Annotated in this window: 15 protein-coding genes, 1 other RNA gene and 1 pseudogene; 6 read left to right on the top strand and 11 right to left on the bottom strand. The window is 61.9% G+C overall.

Going from position 1 to position 17,247, the window contains the following annotated elements; genetic code table 11:
* Nucleotides 1-119: 119 nt before the first annotated feature.
* A complete protein-coding gene (locus ACZZ0K_RS25365) occupies nucleotides 120-584 on the bottom strand; it encodes an Lrp/AsnC family transcriptional regulator (RefSeq protein ID WP_024014730.1) in 465 nt (154 codons plus the stop codon).
* Nucleotides 585-709: 125 nt separating this feature from the next.
* Between ACZZ0K_RS25365 and ACZZ0K_RS25360 the strand changes: the two genes are divergently transcribed.
* The 3 genes from ACZZ0K_RS25360 to ACZZ0K_RS25350 all read left to right on the top strand — a co-directional run bounded on the left by ACZZ0K_RS25360 (nucleotide 710) and on the right by ACZZ0K_RS25350 (nucleotide 3,311).
* Entirely contained in the window at nucleotides 710-1,048 is a 339-nt protein-coding gene (locus ACZZ0K_RS25360) for a hypothetical protein (protein ID WP_258707325.1), read from the top strand.
* A gap of 92 nt (nucleotides 1,049-1,140) precedes the next feature.
* Complete coding sequence (tfpB, locus tag ACZZ0K_RS25355; RefSeq protein ID WP_024014732.1) at nucleotides 1,141-2,925, top strand: type IV pilus assembly ATPase TfpB; 1,785 nt, start codon at nucleotides 1,141-1,143, stop codon at nucleotides 2,923-2,925.
* Between the two features lie 65 nt (nucleotides 2,926-2,990).
* Nucleotides 2,991-3,311 (top strand): DUF2388 domain-containing protein, encoded by a 321-nt coding sequence (locus ACZZ0K_RS25350; protein ID WP_172667868.1) that lies wholly within the window; start codon nucleotides 2,991-2,993, stop codon nucleotides 3,309-3,311.
* Nucleotides 3,312-3,439: 128 nt separating this feature from the next.
* Here ACZZ0K_RS25350 and gcvP read toward each other — a convergent pair whose 3' ends face one another.
* From gcvP to ACZZ0K_RS25300, 10 genes and pseudogenes are all read right to left on the bottom strand, one after another.
* Nucleotides 3,440-6,313 carry an aminomethyl-transferring glycine dehydrogenase gene (gene gcvP, locus ACZZ0K_RS25345; protein ID WP_252879071.1) on the bottom strand — a complete coding sequence of 958 codons (2,874 nt, stop codon included), beginning with the start codon at nucleotides 6,311-6,313 and terminating at the stop codon, nucleotides 3,440-3,442.
* Between the two features lie 200 nt (nucleotides 6,314-6,513).
* The gene (gene gcvH, locus ACZZ0K_RS25340) at nucleotides 6,514-6,897 is read right to left on the bottom strand and encodes a glycine cleavage system protein GcvH (RefSeq protein WP_150742944.1); all 384 of its coding nucleotides are present in this window, start codon (nucleotides 6,895-6,897) and stop codon (nucleotides 6,514-6,516) included.
* Nucleotides 6,898-6,944: 47 nt separating this feature from the next.
* Nucleotides 6,945-8,026: pseudogene (gcvT, locus tag ACZZ0K_RS25335) on the bottom strand (glycine cleavage system aminomethyltransferase GcvT).
* Nucleotides 8,027-8,449: 423 nt separating this feature from the next.
* Complete coding sequence (locus ACZZ0K_RS25330) at nucleotides 8,450-10,063, bottom strand: ABC transporter permease (protein WP_258707327.1); 1,614 nt, start codon at nucleotides 10,061-10,063, stop codon at nucleotides 8,450-8,452.
* Nucleotides 10,064-10,305: 242 nt separating this feature from the next.
* Nucleotides 10,306-11,310 (bottom strand): extracellular solute-binding protein, encoded by a 1,005-nt coding sequence (locus tag ACZZ0K_RS25325; RefSeq protein ID WP_258707328.1) that lies wholly within the window; start codon nucleotides 11,308-11,310, stop codon nucleotides 10,306-10,308.
* 245 nt (nucleotides 11,311-11,555) lie between these two features.
* Complete coding sequence (locus tag ACZZ0K_RS25320) at nucleotides 11,556-12,773, bottom strand: 2-octaprenyl-3-methyl-6-methoxy-1,4-benzoquinol hydroxylase (RefSeq protein ID WP_463559817.1); 1,218 nt, start codon at nucleotides 12,771-12,773, stop codon at nucleotides 11,556-11,558.
* A gap of 9 nt (nucleotides 12,774-12,782) precedes the next feature.
* Nucleotides 12,783-13,268, bottom strand: coding sequence for a DUF4442 domain-containing protein (locus tag ACZZ0K_RS25315; protein ID WP_252882845.1), 486 nt, complete (start codon nucleotides 13,266-13,268; stop codon nucleotides 12,783-12,785).
* Entirely contained in the window at nucleotides 13,261-14,448 is a 1,188-nt protein-coding gene (ubiH, locus tag ACZZ0K_RS25310) for a 2-octaprenyl-6-methoxyphenyl hydroxylase (protein WP_041476893.1), read from the bottom strand. Before ubiH ends, ACZZ0K_RS25315 begins: the two co-directional genes overlap by 8 nt.
* Nucleotides 14,445-15,779, bottom strand: coding sequence for a Xaa-Pro aminopeptidase (gene pepP, locus ACZZ0K_RS25305; RefSeq protein ID WP_041476895.1), 1,335 nt, complete (start codon nucleotides 15,777-15,779; stop codon nucleotides 14,445-14,447). The genes ubiH and pepP overlap by 4 nt, the downstream gene beginning before the upstream one ends.
* A 27-nt stretch (nucleotides 15,780-15,806) precedes the next feature.
* Complete coding sequence (locus tag ACZZ0K_RS25300) at nucleotides 15,807-16,367, bottom strand: YecA/YgfB family protein (RefSeq protein ID WP_016772633.1); 561 nt, start codon at nucleotides 16,365-16,367, stop codon at nucleotides 15,807-15,809.
* Between the two features lie 125 nt (nucleotides 16,368-16,492).
* Between ACZZ0K_RS25300 and ACZZ0K_RS25295 the strand changes: the two genes are divergently transcribed.
* From ACZZ0K_RS25295 to ssrS, 3 genes are all read left to right on the top strand, one after another.
* On the top strand, nucleotides 16,493-16,702 hold the full coding sequence (locus ACZZ0K_RS25295) for a TIGR02449 family protein (RefSeq protein WP_007911197.1): 210 nt from the start codon (nucleotides 16,493-16,495) through the stop codon (nucleotides 16,700-16,702).
* Complete coding sequence (locus ACZZ0K_RS25290; protein WP_016772632.1) at nucleotides 16,699-17,016, top strand: cell division protein ZapA; 318 nt, start codon at nucleotides 16,699-16,701, stop codon at nucleotides 17,014-17,016. Before ACZZ0K_RS25295 ends, ACZZ0K_RS25290 begins: the two co-directional genes overlap by 4 nt.
* 30 nt (nucleotides 17,017-17,046) lie before the next feature.
* Nucleotides 17,047-17,225, top strand: a non-coding RNA gene (gene ssrS, locus ACZZ0K_RS25285) — 6S RNA.
* Nucleotides 17,226-17,247 lie beyond the last annotated feature (22 nt).

The following is a 17,247-nucleotide window of genomic DNA, read 5'->3' as shown; positions in this document are numbered from 1 at the left end:
CCGCTTTGGGACGCAGAGCGTCCCGGGCTGCATTCCCACGCGGAGCGTGGGAACGATCAAGCGGGGTCTGCTGCGCAGCCCAGCGGGGATAAATCCCCTCGCCACAAAGGCCATCCGCACTAGACCGGCAGGCTGGTGGTGGACTTGATTTCAGAAAGCGCCACGATCGAATTCACTTCCTGTATCCCCGGCACCAGCGACAGCTTCTCGAAGAAGAACCGCTCGTACGCCTCGATGTCCGCCGCGACTATGCGCAACATGAAATCCACCGCGCCCATCAGCACATAACACTCCAGCACTTCCGGAAAGCCGCGAATCGCCTCGGTGAATTCAGTGAAGTTCGAACGCCCATGAGCGTTGAGTTTGATCTCGGCAAAGATCTGCGTGTTCAGGCCGATCTTCTTGCGATCCAGCAAGGTCACCTGACCGCGAATAATGCCCTCCTCCTTCATCCGCTGAATCCGCCGCCAGCACGGCGATTGCGACAGGCCGACCTGTTCGGCGATCTGCGCGCTCGACAGCGAAGCGTCTTCCTGGAGCAAGGCGAGGATCTTGCGGTCGTAGGCGTCCAGCTCGCTGTGCATAAAAATCCTCAAAGATCAGCTTTCACGAATCAACTCTTTCGATAAATCCGTTCAGACGCCGATCATAGCCAAGAAATACCCCGCACCGAATGTAAAAATTTCTCCAGTGATTTTGGAGACTCGCCATGCCGCACCTTGAAGCCGTGAACAGCACCCCCACCCGCGCCGATGTCTGGAACCTCAACAACGCTCACTGCCTGGCGCAGTACCGAATCCTTGCCGAGGCCGAGCCGGACCTGCTGGTGCGCGTGCTGAATCTGTTCGCCTTGCAGTTTCTGACCCCGGAGCAGGTCAACGTCCAGCGCCAGGACGATCTGCTGTCGATCGACCTCCTCATGAGCGGCCTGAGCTGGCATCGCGCGCAAGTGATCGCGGAAAAACTGCGCAACCTGATCAGCGTCTGCGCGGTGGACCTGCACAACGCCGACGCCGCGTGGCAAGCGCCCGCCCAGGCTGCCGGCTGACAAATCCGGCAACGGCTTCGTCGGGTAGTGGCCCAACGGTCAGCAGAGCCACGACTATCCTTTTGCGCATGACGCTTAAAAAGGAAAGCCGCATGTCCGTTCAATTTGTCACTCAGGACCGCTGGCTGGACCTCAACGATGTATTACGGGAACTGGTCGCCCAAGGCTTCATCTGCCAGGACGCGGCGGAACAGGCGCTCAACGCCCGCCGTCGCCATGCTGCTCACGGGCAGATGCATCCGCTGGAATTCATCGCCAGCCAGCAACTCGACGACCTCAGCCGTCCGGGCAAACATCTGGATCTGGAAAGCCTGACCCTGTGGCTGGCGCAACAGGCCGGTCAGCCGTATTTGCGCATTGATCCGCTGAAAATCAATGTCGCGGCGATCACGCCGCTGATGTCCTATGCCTTCGCCCAGCGCCACAAGATTCTCGCCGTCGCCGTGGACCGCGATTCGGTCACCGTGGCCAGCGCTCAGCCCTACGTCAGCGGTTGGGAAGCCGACCTGACCCACGTGTTGAAGCTGCCGATCAAACGCGTTGTGGCCAACCCGGTCGACATCCAGCGCTTCAGCGTCGAATTCTTTCGTCTGGCCAAATCGGTCAGCGGCGCCAGCAATGCCGACGCCCAGGGCGGCAACCTCGGCAATTTCGAACAACTGCTCAATCTCGGCGCCAGCGACCAGGAACCGGACGCCAACGACGCGCACATCGTCAACATCGTCGACTGGCTGTTCCAGTACGCCTTCCAGCAGCGCGCCAGCGACATCCACATCGAACCGCGCCGCGAGCACGGCACCGTGCGCTTTCGCATCGATGGCGTGTTGCACAACGTCTATCAATTCCCGCCGCAGGTGACCATGGCGATTGTCAGCCGCCTGAAAAGCCTCGGTCGCATGAACGTCGCGGAAAAACGCAAACCCCAGGATGGCCGGGTCAAGACCAAGACCCCGGACGGCGGCGAAGTGGAGTTGCGTTTGTCGACCTTGCCGACGGCGTTCGGCGAAAAAATGGTCATGCGGATCTTCGACCCGGAAGTGCTGCTGAAAAATTTCGACCAGTTGGGTTTCAGCGCCGACGACCTGCGGCGCTGGCAGGACATGACCCGCCAGCCAAACGGCATCATTCTGGTCACCGGGCCGACCGGTTCGGGCAAGACCACCACCCTGTACACCACGCTGAAAAAACTGGCGACGCCGGAGGTCAACCTCTGCACCATCGAGGACCCGATCGAAATGGTCGAGCCGGCCTTCAACCAGATGCAGGTGCAGCACAACATCGAACTGACCTTCGCCGCCGGGGTGCGCGCGCTGATGCGACAGGACCCGGACATCATCATGATCGGCGAGATCCGCGATCTGGAAACTGCGGAAATGGCGATTCAGGCCGCGCTCACCGGGCACTTGGTCCTGTCGACGCTGCACACCAACGATGCGCCGAGCGCCATCAGCCGTTTGCTCGAACTCGGTGTGCCGCATTACCTGATCAAAGCCACCGTGCTCGGCGTTATGGCTCAGCGTCTGGTGCGCACGTTATGCCCGCACTGCAAGGCGCCACTGACGCTCGAGGATGAAGACTGGCAAACCCTGACCCGGCCCTGGCAAGCGCCGCTGCCGAGCAATGCGCAGCGAGCGATCGGTTGCCTGGAATGCCGCGACACCGGCTATCGCGGCCGCGCCGGGGTCTACGAAATCATGCAACTGAGCGACAGCCTCAAAGCGCTGATCACCCCGGATACCGACCTCACCGCGATCAGGCGTCAGGCATTCAAGGAAGGCATGCGCAGCCTGCGCCTGTCCGGCGCGCAGAAAGTCGCGGCGGGGCTGACCACGGTGGAAGAAGTACTGCGGGTGACGCCGCAAAGTGAGTTGAAATAATTCAGCACGGAACTGGATCGGGGGATCGGCTATCCAACGCCGTAGTCAATCCCAGGAGTCACCTCATCATGCGTCTCAAACTTGCTGTCGCCACCTTGGCCCTGCTGTCGCTTCCCGTTGGTTCGGCCATGGCGGACAGCTTTTGGCGTAACGTCATCTCCTCCGGTGCCACCACCGGCTCGACCTACCTGACGTTCAAGGATCACAAGCTGATCGTCGCCGCCCAGGACGACGCCGGCAGCTTCGTCGCCAGCGACGGCGGCATCCGTGGCCCGTACCTGGAAGCAGCCATGCAGAAAGTCCGCGCCGACAACCCGGGCCTGCAGGCTTCGGACATGGAACTGGCGAACGCGATTCTGGCGAAGAACGCCGTGGCGTCCGAGTAAGCCTCGCACCCTCAAAAATGCCGCTCGATCGAGCGGCTTTTTTTGCGCCAGAATCAAAAGATCGCAGCCTTCGGCAGCTCCTACCTTTGGAATGCATTCCTACTGTAGGAGCTGCGATCTTTTGATCTTCAGCGGTAATCATCCACCGGCACGCAGGCGCAATACAGATTGCGATCGCCGTAGACGTTATCCACCCGATTCACCGCCGGCCAATATTTGTGCAATCGCGTGTGCGCATCCGGGGTGATGGCCTGTTCGATGCTGTACGGCCGTTCCCAGATCCCAGTGACATCGGCCAGCGTATGCGGCGCGCGTTTGAGCGGGTTGTCTTCGCCCGGCCAGTTGCCCTTCTGCACTTCATTGATCTCTGCGCGAATACTCAGCATCGCCGCGATGAAGCGGTCGAGTTCTGCCTTGGATTCGCTCTCGGTCGGCTCGACCATCAACGTACCCGCTACCGGGAAGGACATGGTCGGCGCGTGGAAGCCGTAATCCATCAGCCGCTTGGCAACGTCTTCCTCGCTGATGCCGGTCTGCGCCTTCAGTGGGCGCAGATCAAGAATGCATTCATGCGCCACCCGGCCGTTGCGCCCGGCGTAAAGCACCGGGAATGCCCCGGATAGATGCTGCGCCAGATAATTCGCCGCCAGAATCGCCACCTCGCTGGCGTCCGCCAGTTGCGGGCCCATCATGGCGATGTACATCCAACTGATCGGCAAAATGCTCGCACTGCCCCACGGTGCTGCGCTGACTGCGCCGTTCTGCGCCAGCGGCCCGTCAATCGGCACCACCGGATGGTTGGCGACGAACGGCGCCAGATGCGCACGGACGCCGATCGGCCCCATGCCCGGCCCGCCGCCGCCATGGGGAATGCAGAAGGTCTTGTGCAGGTTCATGTGCGACACGTCGGCGCCAATGTCCGCCGGTCGGGCGAGACCAACCTGGGCATTGAGGTTGGCGCCATCCATGTACACCTGGCCGCCGTGCTGGTGGATCACTGCGCAGATGTCGCTGATGCCTTCCTCGTAAACGCCATGGGTCGACGGATAGGTCGCCATCAGGCACGACAACTTATTCCCAGCCTCGGCGGCTTTGAGCTGCAAATCATCCAGATCGACGTTGCCCGCCTCATCGCATTCGACAATGACTACGCGCATCCCGGCCATCTGCGCCGACGCTGGATTGGTGCCGTGGGCCGACGACGGAATCAGGCAGATATCCCGCGCGCCCTCTCCTCGGCTCTCGTGATATTTACGGATCGCCAGGAGCCCGGCGTATTCGCCCTGGGCGCCGGAGTTGGGCTGCATGCAGATCGCATCGAAACCGGTAATCGCGCAGAGCCAACGCTCAAGCTCTTCGATCATCAGTGTGTAACCGACAGCCTGCTCCCTCGGCACAAACGGATGCAGATGGGCGAACTGCGGCCAGGTGATCGGGATCATCTCGCTGGTGGCGTTGAGCTTCATCGTGCAGGAACCGAGCGGAATCATCGACTGATTGAGCGCCAGATCCTTGTTTTCCAGTTGTTTGAGGTAACGCAGCATCTCGGTTTCGCTGTGGTGAGCGTTGAACACCGGATGTTGCAGGTACGGCGTGCTGCGCTGGAGTTCGTCGGGAATTCCCGAGGCGATGTCCTGCGCATCAAGCGCATCAACGCTCAGGCCGTGATCGGCGCCGAGCAGCACATCGAACAGCTTCGCCACGGTGTGTTCATCACAGGTCTCGTCCAGACTCAGACCGACGCGGCCGCGGCCAAGAATGCGCAGGTTGATCTGCGCCGCCTGAGCGCTTTCGATGATCGCCGTTTGCGCACCGCCGACCTCCAGGGTCAGGGTGTCGAAGAATTGCCTGTTGAGCCGCTTGATGCCGTTGCGCTCGAGTCCCGCGGCGAGGAGGCAGGTCAGGCGATGCACGCGCTGGGCGATACGCTTCAAACCCTCCGGGCCGTGATACACCGCGTAGCAACTGGCGATATTGGCCAGCAATACCTGCGCGGTGCAGATGTTCGAATTGGCTTTCTCGCGGCGGATGTGTTGCTCGCGGGTTTGCAGGGCCATGCGCAGCGCGACGTTGCCACGAGCATCTTTCGATACACCGATGATTCGTCCCGGAATCGCCCGTTTGTATTCTTCACGACTGGCGAAAAACGCCGCGTGCGGGCCGCCATAACCCATCGGCACACCGAAACGCTGGGACGAACCGAACACCACGTCGGCACCCAACTCACCCGGCGGCGTCAGCACCAGCAGGCTGAGCAAATCGGTAGCGACGCAGGCCAGGGCCTGTTGTGCGTGCAGGTGGTTGATCAAGGGTTTGAGATCGCGGATTTCGCCGTGGGTGTCGGGGTATTGCAGCAGCGCGCCGAACACCTCGTGCTGCGCCAGGTTATCCACCGCGTCGACGACCAGCTCGAAGCCGAAACCTTCGGCGCGGGTCTGCACCACGGAGAGGGTTTGCGGATGGCAGTTTTCATCCACAAAAAACAGATTGCTCTTCGACTTCGCCACGCGCCTGGCCAACGCCATGGCTTCGGCCGCTGCGGTGGCCTCATCGAGTAGCGAGGCGTTGGCCAGCTCCAGGCCGGTGAGGTCGATGGTCAGTTGCTGAAAATTGAGCAGCGCTTCGAGCCGGCCTTGAGCGATTTCAGGTTGGTATGGGGTGTACGCGGTGTACCAGCCGGGATTTTCCAGCACATTGCGCAGAATGACGGTCGGCGTCACGGTGCCGTGATAGCCCATGCCGATCAGGCTGGTGAACAGCTGATTCTGCTCGGCATAACCGCGCAGTTTCGCCAGCGCAGTCTGTTCGTCGAGGGCCGGCGGCAGATCCAGTGCGCGATTGAAGCGAATGCTCGGCGGCACGGTCTGCTCGATCAGCTCGGCACGACTGCCCAGGCCCAGGCTGTCGAGCATCGCCTGCTGCTCGGCGGCATCCGGGCCAAGGTGGCGGCGCAGAAAGGCTTCGGGATCGCGTAACTGGCTCAGGGACGGCGACTGGGACATGACGGGCTCTCCTGGCTGGCGCTTGGCGTCAATCGACACGGTCAAACCAGCATAGCAGTGCCCTCGAAGATCAAAAGATCGCAGCCTTCGGCAGCTCCTACAGGGGAATGTATTTCAAAGGTAGGAGCTGCCGAAGGCTGCGATCTTTTGATTCTGAAAAAAAGCCCCGACGAATCGGGGCTTTGGGTGTTGCCGGCAACTTACTCGCCGATTGCAGCCTTGTACCCAGCAGCATCCAGCAGCTTGTCCAGCTCGGCCTTGTCGCTTGGCTGGAGCTTGAAGATCCACGCGCCGTACGGGTCATTATTCAGCTCTTCTGGCGAGTCGGTCAGCGCCTCGTTGATCGCGATGACTTCACCGCTGACCGGGGCGTAGATGTCGGAGGCGGCTTTCACCGACTCGACCACGCCGGATTGATCACCGGCGGCGAACACCTTGCCGACTTCGGTCAACTCGACGAACACCACGTCGCCCAGCGCTTCCTGCGCGTGATCGCTGATGCCCACGGTGACAGTGCCGTCAGCTTCCAGACGCGCCCATTCATGACTTTCGGCAAAACGCAGTTCGGCAGGGATATCGCTCATCTTCGGTTCCTCGGAAATTGGTCAGCGGTCATACCCGCCAGAAAAGGTTAGATCAAGGTTTTGCCATGGCGCACGAAGGTCGGTTTGACCACTCGCACCGGGTACCACTTGCCACGGATTTCCACTTCAGCGCGGTCGGCGGTTGCCATCGGTACACGCGCCAGGGCAATCGATTTGCTCAGCGTAGGAGAGAAACTACCACTGGTGATCTCCCCTTCGCCAACATCGGCGATGCGCACCACCTGGTGAGCGCGCAAAACCCCGCGTTCTTCCAGCACCAGACCGACCAGTTTGTGCGCCACGCCGGCGGTTTTTCCGCCTCCAGCGCCGCGCGGCCGATGAACTGCCGCGAGGCCGGCTCCCAGGCGATGCTCCAGGCCATGTTCGAGGCCAGCGGTGAAACGTCCTGATGAATGTCCTGACCGTACAGGTTCATTCCGGCCTCGACACGCAAGGTGTCGCGAGCGCCAAGGCCGATCGGAGAAATACCGGCACCGACCAGGTCGTTGAAGAAACCCGGCGCCTGATTGGCGGGCAGGCAGATTTCCAGGCCATCCTCGCCGGTGTAACCGGTGCGCGCGATAAACCAGTCGCCGTCGATGGCGCCTTCGAAAGGTTTGAGTTGCTGGATCAGCGTGGCGCGCGACTGGGTCACCAGTTCGGCAATCTTGTGCCGGGCCTGCGGGCCTTGGATGGCAAGCATCGCCAGCTCCGCGCGCTCGTGCAGTTGCACGTCGTAGGCGCCGAGCTGGGCGTTCATCCAGGCCAGATCCTGATCGCGGGTCGAGGCGTTGAACACCAGCCGGTACGCGTCGTCGAGGCGATAGACGATCATGTCGTCGACGATGCCGCCGCGCTCATTGAGCATGGTGCTGTACAACGCCCGGCCCGGGCGGTGCAGACGTTCGACGTCGTTGGCCAGCAAATGCTGAAGCCAGGCCTTGGCCTGGGCGCCGGTGACATCGATCACGGTCATATGGGAAACATCGAACACCCCGCAATCGCGGCGCACTTCGTGGTGCTCCTCGACCTGCGAGCCGTAATGCAGTGGCATGTCCCAACCGCCAAAATCGACCATCTTCGCGCCGAGCGCGAGGTGCAGGTCATACAGAGGCGTACGCTGTCCCATGGGTTTCTCCTTCCGGGCGTGGCGAGGGTGCGGACCGCCGCTATACGGCTGAAGGCCTTGATGAATAAGGCTTGCAGCCGATTCCAGCGCACGGGTCTGTCAGACGAACCGCACCGAATGCCGCGCATTGTAGCCGCATGATGTAGGACTCACTACTACGGGGGCGTTCTCAATTGGTTTCCCCACCGCGTTGTCGCCTAAAAGCGAGCCAGGCAAGGCGCAGGCCGCTGGGAATGGTATTCCCTTTTCAAGGCCTGCAACGCAGGCTGGCTCGCTTTTAGGCACAACCCGGAGGGCCGGGCCTGCTGTTGTGCAGGGCTGCGTTGCTCGAAGCTTATTTGGAACAACCAAACCACGCTTCTCGCGTCTTGCCCTGCACAACAGCAGACCCGGCGCGGTGGGGAAACCAATCGAGAACGCCCCCTAGTTTCGGTGCGCCGAACGTCGAATCAATCCGATCACTGGCAATAGACCAACCAGCACCAGGGTCAATGCCGGCAACGAGGCGCGCGCCCATTCGCCTTCGCTGGTCATTTCAAAGATGCGCACCGCCAGCGTGTCCCAGCCAAACGGGCGCATCAGCAGGGTCGCGGGCATTTCCTTGAGCACATCGACGAACACCAGCAACGCCGCACTCAAAGTGCCGGGCAGCAAGAGCGGCAGATACACTTTGAAAAACAGCCGCGGCCCACTGACACCCAGGCTACGTGCCGCTTCGGGCAAAGATGGCCGTATACGCGCCAGACTGCTTTCCAGCGGCCCGTAAGCGACAGCGATAAAGCGCACCAGATACGCCATCAGCAAAGCTGCGAGGCTGCCGAGCAGCAACGGTCTGCCCGCACCGCCGAGCCATGACGAAAGCGGAATCACCAGCTCACGATCCAGATAACTGAAGGCAAGCATGATCGACACCGCCAGCACCGAACCGGGCAAGGCGTAGCCGAGATTGGCCAGACCGACGCCGGAGTTGATGGCTGGGGTCGGCGCCAGGCGCCGGGCAAACGCCAGCAACAGTGCAACGCTGACGGTGATCAGCGCCGCCATGGCACCCAGGTACAGCGTGTGCAGAATCAGTCCGGCGTAGCGCTCATCCAGATCGAAGCGTCCACGCTGCCAGAACCACACGATCAGTTGCAGCACCGGGATGACGAAGGCGCAGGCGAACACCAATCCACACCAGCCCGTCGCCGCGAACGCCTTGAGCCCGCGCAGGTGATACAGCGCCTTCACCCGTGGCCGCTCGTTGCTGGCCCGATTCGCCCCGCGTGCACGGCGCTCGCCGTACAGCACCAGCATCACCACCAGCAGCAACAGACTGGCCAGTTGCGCAGCGCTGGGCAGGCTGAAGAAGCCGTACCAGGTCTTGTAGATTGCCGTGGTGAAGGTGTCGAAATTGAACACCGATACCGCGCCAAAATCGGCGAGGGTTTCCATCAGCGCCAGCGCCACGCCCGCGCCAATCGCCGGACGCGCCATCGGCAGCGCGACCCGCCAGAACGCCTGCCACGGCGATTGCCCGAGCACCCGCGCCGCTTCCATCAGGCCTTTGCCCTGAGCCAGAAACGCGGTGCGCGCCAGCAGATAAACGTAGGGATAAAACACCAGCACCAGCACCACGATCACCCCGCCGGTGGACCGTACCCGAGGCAGGCGCAGGCCGGTGCCGAACCATTCGCGCAACAGGGACTGCACGGGCCCGGCGAAATCGAGCAGGCCGACGAAAACGAACGCCAGTACATACGCTGGAATGGCGAATGGCAGCATCAGCGCCCAGTCGAGCCAGCGCCGACCGGGAAATTCGCAGAGGCTGGTCAGCCAGGCCAGGCTGACACCCAGCAGAGTCACGCCGACACCGACGCCGAGGATCAGCGTCAGGGTATTGCCGAGCAGACGCGGCATCTGGGTTTGCCACAGGTGCGACCAGATCTGCTGATCGATGGTTTGCCACGACAGCAGCAACACGCTCAGGGGCAACAACACCAGCGCGGCGATGGCGAAGACGATGGGGTACCAGCGGCGTTGGGCGGGGTGGGCCACTTTTGGGTCTCTGGAGGGATTGGGGTGTTCTTGGAATGCGTATTTCAGGTTGGGATTGCTGCCCTCACCCTAGCCCTCTCCCGGAGGGAGAGGGAACTGACCGAGGTGCTCATGCAAACTACATCGACCTGAGATATTGAGTCGAACTCAAGTTTCGAAAACAACACAAGTTGGCTCCCTCTCCCTCCGGGAGAGGGCTGGGGTGAGGGAGCGATCTTAGATCAACAGTTACACGAAACGCCTCAGTTCCACCCCGCCCGATCCATCATCCGGATCGCCTCAGCCTGACGTTTACCCGCCACCTCAACCGGCAACGTATCAGCAACAAACTTGCCCCACGCCGCCACTTCTTCCGATGGCGCCACCGCCGGGTTGGCCGGGAATTCCTGATTCACATCAGCAAAAATCTTCTGCGCCTCAGGCGTGGTCATCCATTCGACCAGCGCCTTGGCCGCTTCCGGGTGCGGTGCATGTTTGGTCAGGCCGATGCCCGACAGGTTCACATGCACACCGCGATCCGCCTGATTCGGCCAGAACAGCTTCACCGGCAGTTCAGGCTTCTGCTTGTGCAGGCGACCGTAGTAGTAGGTGTTGACGATGCCGGCATCGCACTGCCCGGCGTTGATCGCTTCCAGCACTGCAACGTCATCGGAGAACACGTCAGTGGACAGGTTGTTGACCCAGCCCTTGAGGATTTTCTCGGTCTTCTCGGCGCCGTGAACTTCGATCATGGTCGCAGTCAACGACTGGTTGTAGACCTTCTTCGCCGTGCGCAGGCACAGGCGGCCTTCCCAGTTCTTGTCGGCCAGCGCTTCGTAGGTGGTCAGTTCGCCCGGCTTCACCCGCTCGGTGGAATAGGCGATGGTCCGTGCGCGCAGGCTCAGGCCGGTCCAGGCGTGGGTGGACGAGCGATATTGCTGAGGGATATTGGCGTCGATGGTTTTCGAGGTGAAAGGCTGCAGAATGCCCATCTGCTCGGCCTGCCACAGGTTACCGGCATCGACCGTGAGCAGCAGGTCGGCGGTGGCGTTTTCGCCTTCGGCCTTGATGCGCTGCATCAGCGGCGCTTCCTTGTCGGTGATGAACTTGATCTTCACCCCGGTCTTGGCGGTGTAGGCATCGAATACCGGTTTGATCAGCTCATCGATGCGCGACGAGTACACCACCACCTCATCGGCGGCCTGGGCAGTGGTGCTGCCGATCAGGGTCAAGGCCAGTGCGGTCAGAAGACGCTTGGGTGCCAACATGGGAGTGGTCTCACGGTCGGGAAAGGTGGGCCAAATGATAAGGACTCACATTTACCACCACAATCGAACACTGGGGGAAGGCGTTACCAGATGTTGCACAGCGTTTTTTTGTGTCGGGTTTGCCGACGCCATCGCTGGCAAGCCAGCTCCCACAAAGTTTTCGGTGTGTCCAACATTAATGCTTCACACCGACCACTGTGGGAGCGGGCTTGCCCGCGATGAGGTCAGCAGCAACAACGAACATCTCAGGGTTTGGCCAAGGCCGGAAGGTCCCCCGTCAACCCCAGCGCCTCGCGCACAAACAACGCCTTGGCCTCGGGCATCTGCTCGACCAGTTTCAATCCGGCATTGCGCAACCAGCGCAGCGGCAGGGGGTCGGCCTGGAACAACCGCTCGAAGCCTTCCATCGCCGCCATCAGCGCCAGATTGTGCGGCATGCGCCGACGCTCGTAGCGGCTCAACACTTTGACGTCCGCCAGTCGCTCACCGCGCTCATGCGCTTGCAGGAGCACTTCCGCCAGCACCGCTGCATCGAGGAAACCAAGGTTCACACCCTGCCCCGCCAACGGGTGAATGGTGTGCGCCGCATCACCGATCAAGGCCAGGCCCTCAGCGACGTAGCGCTTGGCATGGCGCTGACGCAGCGGCACGCACAGACGCGGATCGGCGCTGATCACTTCACCGAGGCGCCCTTCGAACGCTCGCTCCAGCTCAGCGCAAAACGCAGTCTCCTCGAGTGCCATCAGGCGCTCGGCTTCACCCGGCGTGGTCGACCAGACGATCGAGCACCAGTCCTGCTGACCGTCACGCTCCAGTGGCAAAAACGCCAGCGGCCCGTGATCGGTAAAGCGCTGCCAGGCGGTTTTGCGGTGCGGCTGGCTGCAGCGCACGCTGGTGACGATGGCGTGATGCAGATAATCCCACTCGCGAGTCGCCACGCCGGTCAGACGGCGCACAGCAGAATTGGCGCCATCGGCCGCGATCACCAGCGGCGCGCGCAAGGTGCGGCCGTCGGCCAGGGTCAGCAGCCAGTCATCGCCGGAGCGACGCATCTGCTCCAGCCGCGCATTGGCCAACATGCCGAGGTCGCAATCATGCAGACGCTCGAGCAGCGCATCCTGGACCACGCGATTTTCGACGATGTGGCCGAGCACATCGGCATGCACGCTGCTCGCCGAGAAATGAATCTGCCCGGTGCCGCTGCCGTCCCACACGTGCATGTCGGTGTACGGGCTGCTGCGCCGCTGGGCGATGCCGTCCCAGACGCCAAGGCGCTCGAGAATGCGCTGGCTCGCCGCCGACAATGCACTGACGCGCGGTTCGAACGCCGCTTCGGCAGCGAAGGGTTTGACACTCAGCGGGCTACCGTCGAGCAGCAGCACTTCCAGCCCACTGTCCTGTAGCGCCAGCGCCAGGGCGCTGCCGACCATTCCGGCTCCGACAATCAGCAGATCTGCGCGCATTTCCATGCTTTAGGCCTGTCTCGCTTGCGGCTTGAGCCGCACGTAAAGGGTTTTACCGACCCGCGCCACAAGGTTGCCGGCGCCGTCATGAATGTCGACCTGCAACTGCGGCAGGTATTTATCGCCGTTGGCGGTCTGTCGGCGGATCTCGTCGAGCAACGTCTGGTCGATGTTGAACCGGGCGAACACTTTACCTTTGCCCGGCGCAATGAAATCGATGTCGGCAGCCTTGTCCCAGACGATGTACTTCGGACCGAGGTTTTCCATGAGCATCAACATGAAGAACGGGTCGACCATCGAATACAGACTGCCGCCAAACTGGGTGCCGACATAGTTGCGGTTGTACCAGCCCAACCCCATGGACACCTGAACGTCGCGAAAGTCATCGCTGATGTGGCGCACCCGCACACCCGCGCCGAGATATGGCGGGTAGCAGGTCATTACCCAACGCATCAGTCGTGCCTTGCCGAATGTGTTGCTCAGCCACTCAAGCATCCGGACGGGTTCCCAGACCCATCGCCTGCCGGGCGAACCAGCGTTTGGCTGGCGGCAGCAGGTCGAGGCCGAGCAGGCCGAGGTTGCGCCCCAGCGACACCAGCGGCTGGGTGCTGCCGAACAGACGCGTGACCTGATCGGAGAAGCCCACCGTCAGGTCCTGATCGAGGCGCTGCCGTTCGCGATAGGCCTGCAACGTGGCGAAGTCGCCCAGCGGCTTGTCGCTGGCCAGCAGCGCGGCAGCCAAGGCGTCGGCGTCACGCAGCGACAGGTTGAAGCCCTGGCCGGCGATCGGGTGCAGGCTGTGTGCGGCGTTGCCGAGCACGGCCAGATGCGAGCGCACCTGTTCTTCAGCCTCGATCAGTGCCAGCGGATACAAATGCCGTGCGCCGACCTGTTTCAAAGTGCCGAGGCGGTAACCGAACACGCCTTGCAGCTCGCTGAGAAAATCACGCTCGCTCAACTCGGTCAGACGCTGCGCATCCATGCCCAGACGGGTCCAGACCAAGGCGCAGCGATTGTCCGGCAGCGGCAGCAGGGCCATCGGCCCCTCGTCGGTGAAGCGCTCGAAGGCCATGCCGTTGTGCGCTTCACTCGGGGTGATGTTGGCAATCAGCGCGCTCTGGTTGTACGGGCGCTTGCGCACGTTGATGCCCAACTGTTCGCGCAAGCCGGAGCGGCCGCCATCGGCGAGCACTGCGAGATCGCATTCCAGCGTGGTTTCATCGTTGAGGGTCAGGCGATAGCCATCGGCCAACGGCTCCATGCGCGTGACTTCCGCCGGGCAGCGCCACGTGATCACGTCTTTGTCGAGGTGCTGCCACAGGCACTGGCCGAGCCAGGCGTTTTCCACCACGTAACCGAGCGCTGGCACACCCTCTTCCATCGCCGACAAGCGCGCGGTGGAGAAGCGGCCACGGTCAGAGACGTGAATCTGTTTGATCGGCTCGGCTCGGCGGGAAATTTCCTGCCACACGCCCAGGCGCTGATAAATCTGCCGCGAGCCGAAGGACAACGCCGAGGAGCGGGCGTCGTAGCTCGGCTGCCAGTTGTCGCCGGGGGCGAACGGTTCGATCAGGACAATTTTCCAGCCCTGCGCCTTGGCCCCGGCCTGCAACGCCAACGCCAGACTGGCGCCGACCAGACCGCCACCGATGATTGCCAGATTGACTCGACTCATGCTGCGTGTGTCCTTGCTTGTGCCATCAGCGCTTCGATCTCGGCGACGGTTTTTGGCACGCCGCTGGTGAGGATTTCACAGCCGGATCGGGTCACGACCACGTCATCCTCGATGCGCACGCCAATGCCGCGCCATTTCTTCGCCACGTTCTGATTGTCCGCCGCGATGTAGATACCCGGCTCCACGGTCAGCGCCATGCCGACTTCCAGCACGCGCCATTCGCCGCCGACCTTGTACTCGCCGACGTCATGCACATCCATGCCCAGCCAGTGGCCGGCGCGGTGCATATAAAAAGCCTTGTAGGCTTCGCTGGCGATCAACTCGTCAACCTCGCCCTGCAACAAGCCAAGCTTGACCAGACCTGCGGTGATCACCCGCACCGTGGCTTCGTGCGCCTGGTTCCAGTGCTTGTTGGGGGCAATCTCGGCGAATGCCGCTTCCTGCGAAGCCAGCACCAACTCGTAGATCGCCTTCTGCTCCGGCGAGAACCTGCCATTGACCGGCCAGGTGCGGGTGATGTCGCTGGCGTAGCAGTCGATCTCGCAACCAGCGTCTATCAACACCAGATCGCCGTCCTTGAGCAGCGCGTCATTTTGCTGGTAATGCAGGATGCAGCTGTTGCGCCCGGCGGCGACAATCGAACCGTAGGCCGGCATCTTCGCCCCGCCCTTGCGGAATTCGTAATCCAGCTCGGCTTCGAGGCTGTATTCATACAGCCCCGGACGACTGGCCTGCATCGCGCGGATATGCGCCTGCGCCGAAATCCGCGCGGCTTCGCGCATCACCTTCACTTCTGCCGCCGATTTATACAGGCGCATGTCGTGCAGGAGGTGATCCAGGGCAACGAATTCATTCGGCGGCTGCGCGCCGAGGTGCGCCTTGGAGCGGATCACGTTGATCCAGTCCATCAAATGCCGATCGAATTCAGGGTTGCTGCCCATCGCCGAATACACTCGGTCGCGGCCTTCGATCAGGCCCGGGAGGATGTCGTCGATGTCGGTAATCGGAAAGGCGTCGTCGGCGCCGTACTCGCGGATCGCGCCTTCCTGCCCGGCGCGCAGGCCATCCCACAATTCGCGCTCGGCATTGCGTTCACGGCAGAACAGGATGTACTCGCCGTGCTCGCGGCCGGGCATCAGGACGATGACGGCTTGTGGCTCGGGAAAACCGCTGAGGTACTGGAAGTCGCTGTCCTGACGGTAGACGTGCTCGACGTCGCGGTTGCGGATGGCCACCGCGGCGGCGGGCAGGATCGCGATGCTGTTGGGTTCCATCTGCGCCATCAGGGCCTTGCGGCGACGGCTGTATTCCGCTTTGGGGATATGGGTCATGGGCAGATGGCTTTCCCTGGCACGCGATTAATGCAGCGACGGCTTGGCGGCTGGCGGCACATCGGCTTTTTTGGTTTCCGAGAACAGCAGCAACGGCGCGACGCGCAGGTATTCCATGACTTCCATGTAGTCGGATTCGCCGTCTTCGGATTCTTCCAGCGCGTCCTGCACCTGGGAAATGGCGGCCAGATCCTGCAGCACTTCGGTGGCTTCGGTGCTGAGCATGCTGCTGTCGCGGCAGTTCAGGCCGAAACCGCTGAGAAAGCCCTGGCACCACTCGCCCAGTGCGGCAGCGCGGTCGGCCAGCGGTGCATCGTCGGTCGGCAGCAGCAGCACGACAGTGACGTCGTCGCCGGTCAGCTCGCCTTTAACCATCTCCTGCAGGCCGATCAGAGCGTTGCGGACGTTGTCCTGGATGTCGCCTTCGAGCAGTTCGGCGGCGTCGATCAGCCAGCCTTCGTGATCGAAGCCGGCCCCGGCGCAACTGCGCCCGAGCAGCACGCCGTGCAGTTCGGCAGGCGAGACGTTGTGGCCGCTGGCAGTCAGCAGGGTGGCAAAGGCTTGGTACGGGGAATTCGCAATGGTCATGGGCAGCTAGGCGCCAGACGGCGCTATGTCTAGAATGAAGGCCTTGTATCCTACATCGACAGCCCCGCCAAGACCATTAAAGGCTGTCCGCCAGTCACCACCCATCAGACGAACACGTGGACCCAATGGAAGACACCGACCTGCAAGCGCTGATGGCCAGACTCGAACTGCTGATTGGCCGAGTCGAGCAACTTAAGAGTCAAAACGCACTCTTACTAGCTCAGGAAAAAACCTGGCGCGAGGAACGCGCTCACCTCATTGAAAAAAACGAAATCGCCCGGCGTAAGGTCGAATCGATGATTTCGCGCCTCAAGGCCCTGGAGCAAGACTCATGAGTTCAAGCAATAGCGTTACCGTGCAGATCCTCGACAAAGAGTATTCGATCATCTGCCCGCCGGAAGAACGCAGCAATCTGGTCAGTGCCGCGCGCTACCTGGACGGCAAGATGCGCGAGATCCGCAGCAGCGGCAAAGTCATCGGTGCCGACCGCATTGCCGTGATGGCCGCGCTGAACATCACCCACGACCTGTTGCACAAAGAAGAGCGCCCGGACATCCAGGCCAGCGGTTCGACCCGCGAACAGGTGCGCGACTTGCTCGATCGTGTCGATCTGGTCCTGGCCGACGATCAGAACACCGCCAAGGGCTGATTCGCCTGACAGCTTGAGGTATACTCGCGGCACTCCCTGGGGTGCTTGCCAGTTGACGATGTCCCGGAGCCGATTCGCACTACCCTGGAAGTTGCACGTTGGGCTGGTGTGCATGTCCGCTAGACGGAAAGCCTTAAAGTCTACTGCTTCTTCCACCTTGAACTTTCGGGTTCAAGGGCTGAGTTGACAGCGGTTCATCCGGGGAGCCTGATTCGAATCCGATGTCGGTGT

The sequence above is a fragment of the Pseudomonas sp. AC255 genome (genome assembly GCF_979258175.1).
The sequence above is the reverse complement of the archived record's forward strand: the minus strand, read 5'-3'. Positions and strand labels throughout refer to the sequence as shown.

Coding starts and splice junctions, on each gene's coding strand:
- ACZZ0K_RS25360 (WP_258707325.1), top strand. CDS start 710: ATGCCGCACCTTGAAGCCGTGAACAGCACCCCCACCCGCGCCGATGTC.
- ACZZ0K_RS25315 (WP_252882845.1), bottom strand. CDS start 13,268: ATGCTTGAGTGGCTGAGCAACACATTCGGCAAGGCACGACTGATGCGT.
- gcvH (WP_150742944.1), bottom strand. CDS start 6,897: ATGAGCGATATCCCTGCCGAACTGCGTTTTGCCGAAAGTCATGAATGG.
- tfpB (WP_024014732.1), top strand. CDS start 1,141: ATGTCCGTTCAATTTGTCACTCAGGACCGCTGGCTGGACCTCAACGAT.
- ACZZ0K_RS25300 (WP_016772633.1), bottom strand. CDS start 16,367: ATGACCATTGCGAATTCCCCGTACCAAGCCTTTGCCACCCTGCTGACT.
- ACZZ0K_RS25325 (WP_258707328.1), bottom strand. CDS start 11,310: ATGTTGGCACCCAAGCGTCTTCTGACCGCACTGGCCTTGACCCTGATC.
- ACZZ0K_RS25295 (WP_007911197.1), top strand. CDS start 16,493: ATGGAAGACACCGACCTGCAAGCGCTGATGGCCAGACTCGAACTGCTG.
- ubiH (WP_041476893.1), bottom strand. CDS start 14,448: ATGAGTCGAGTCAATCTGGCAATCATCGGTGGCGGTCTGGTCGGCGCC.
- ACZZ0K_RS25365 (WP_024014730.1), bottom strand. CDS start 584: ATGCACAGCGAGCTGGACGCCTACGACCGCAAGATCCTCGCCTTGCTC.
- ACZZ0K_RS25320 (WP_463559817.1), bottom strand. CDS start 12,773: ATGCGCGCAGATCTGCTGATTGTCGGAGCCGGAATGGTCGGCAGCGCC.
- pepP (WP_041476895.1), bottom strand. CDS start 15,779: ATGACCCATATCCCCAAAGCGGAATACAGCCGTCGCCGCAAGGCCCTG.
- ACZZ0K_RS25290 (WP_016772632.1), top strand. CDS start 16,699: ATGAGTTCAAGCAATAGCGTTACCGTGCAGATCCTCGACAAAGAGTAT.
- gcvP (WP_252879071.1), bottom strand. CDS start 6,313: ATGTCCCAGTCGCCGTCCCTGAGCCAGTTACGCGATCCCGAAGCCTTT.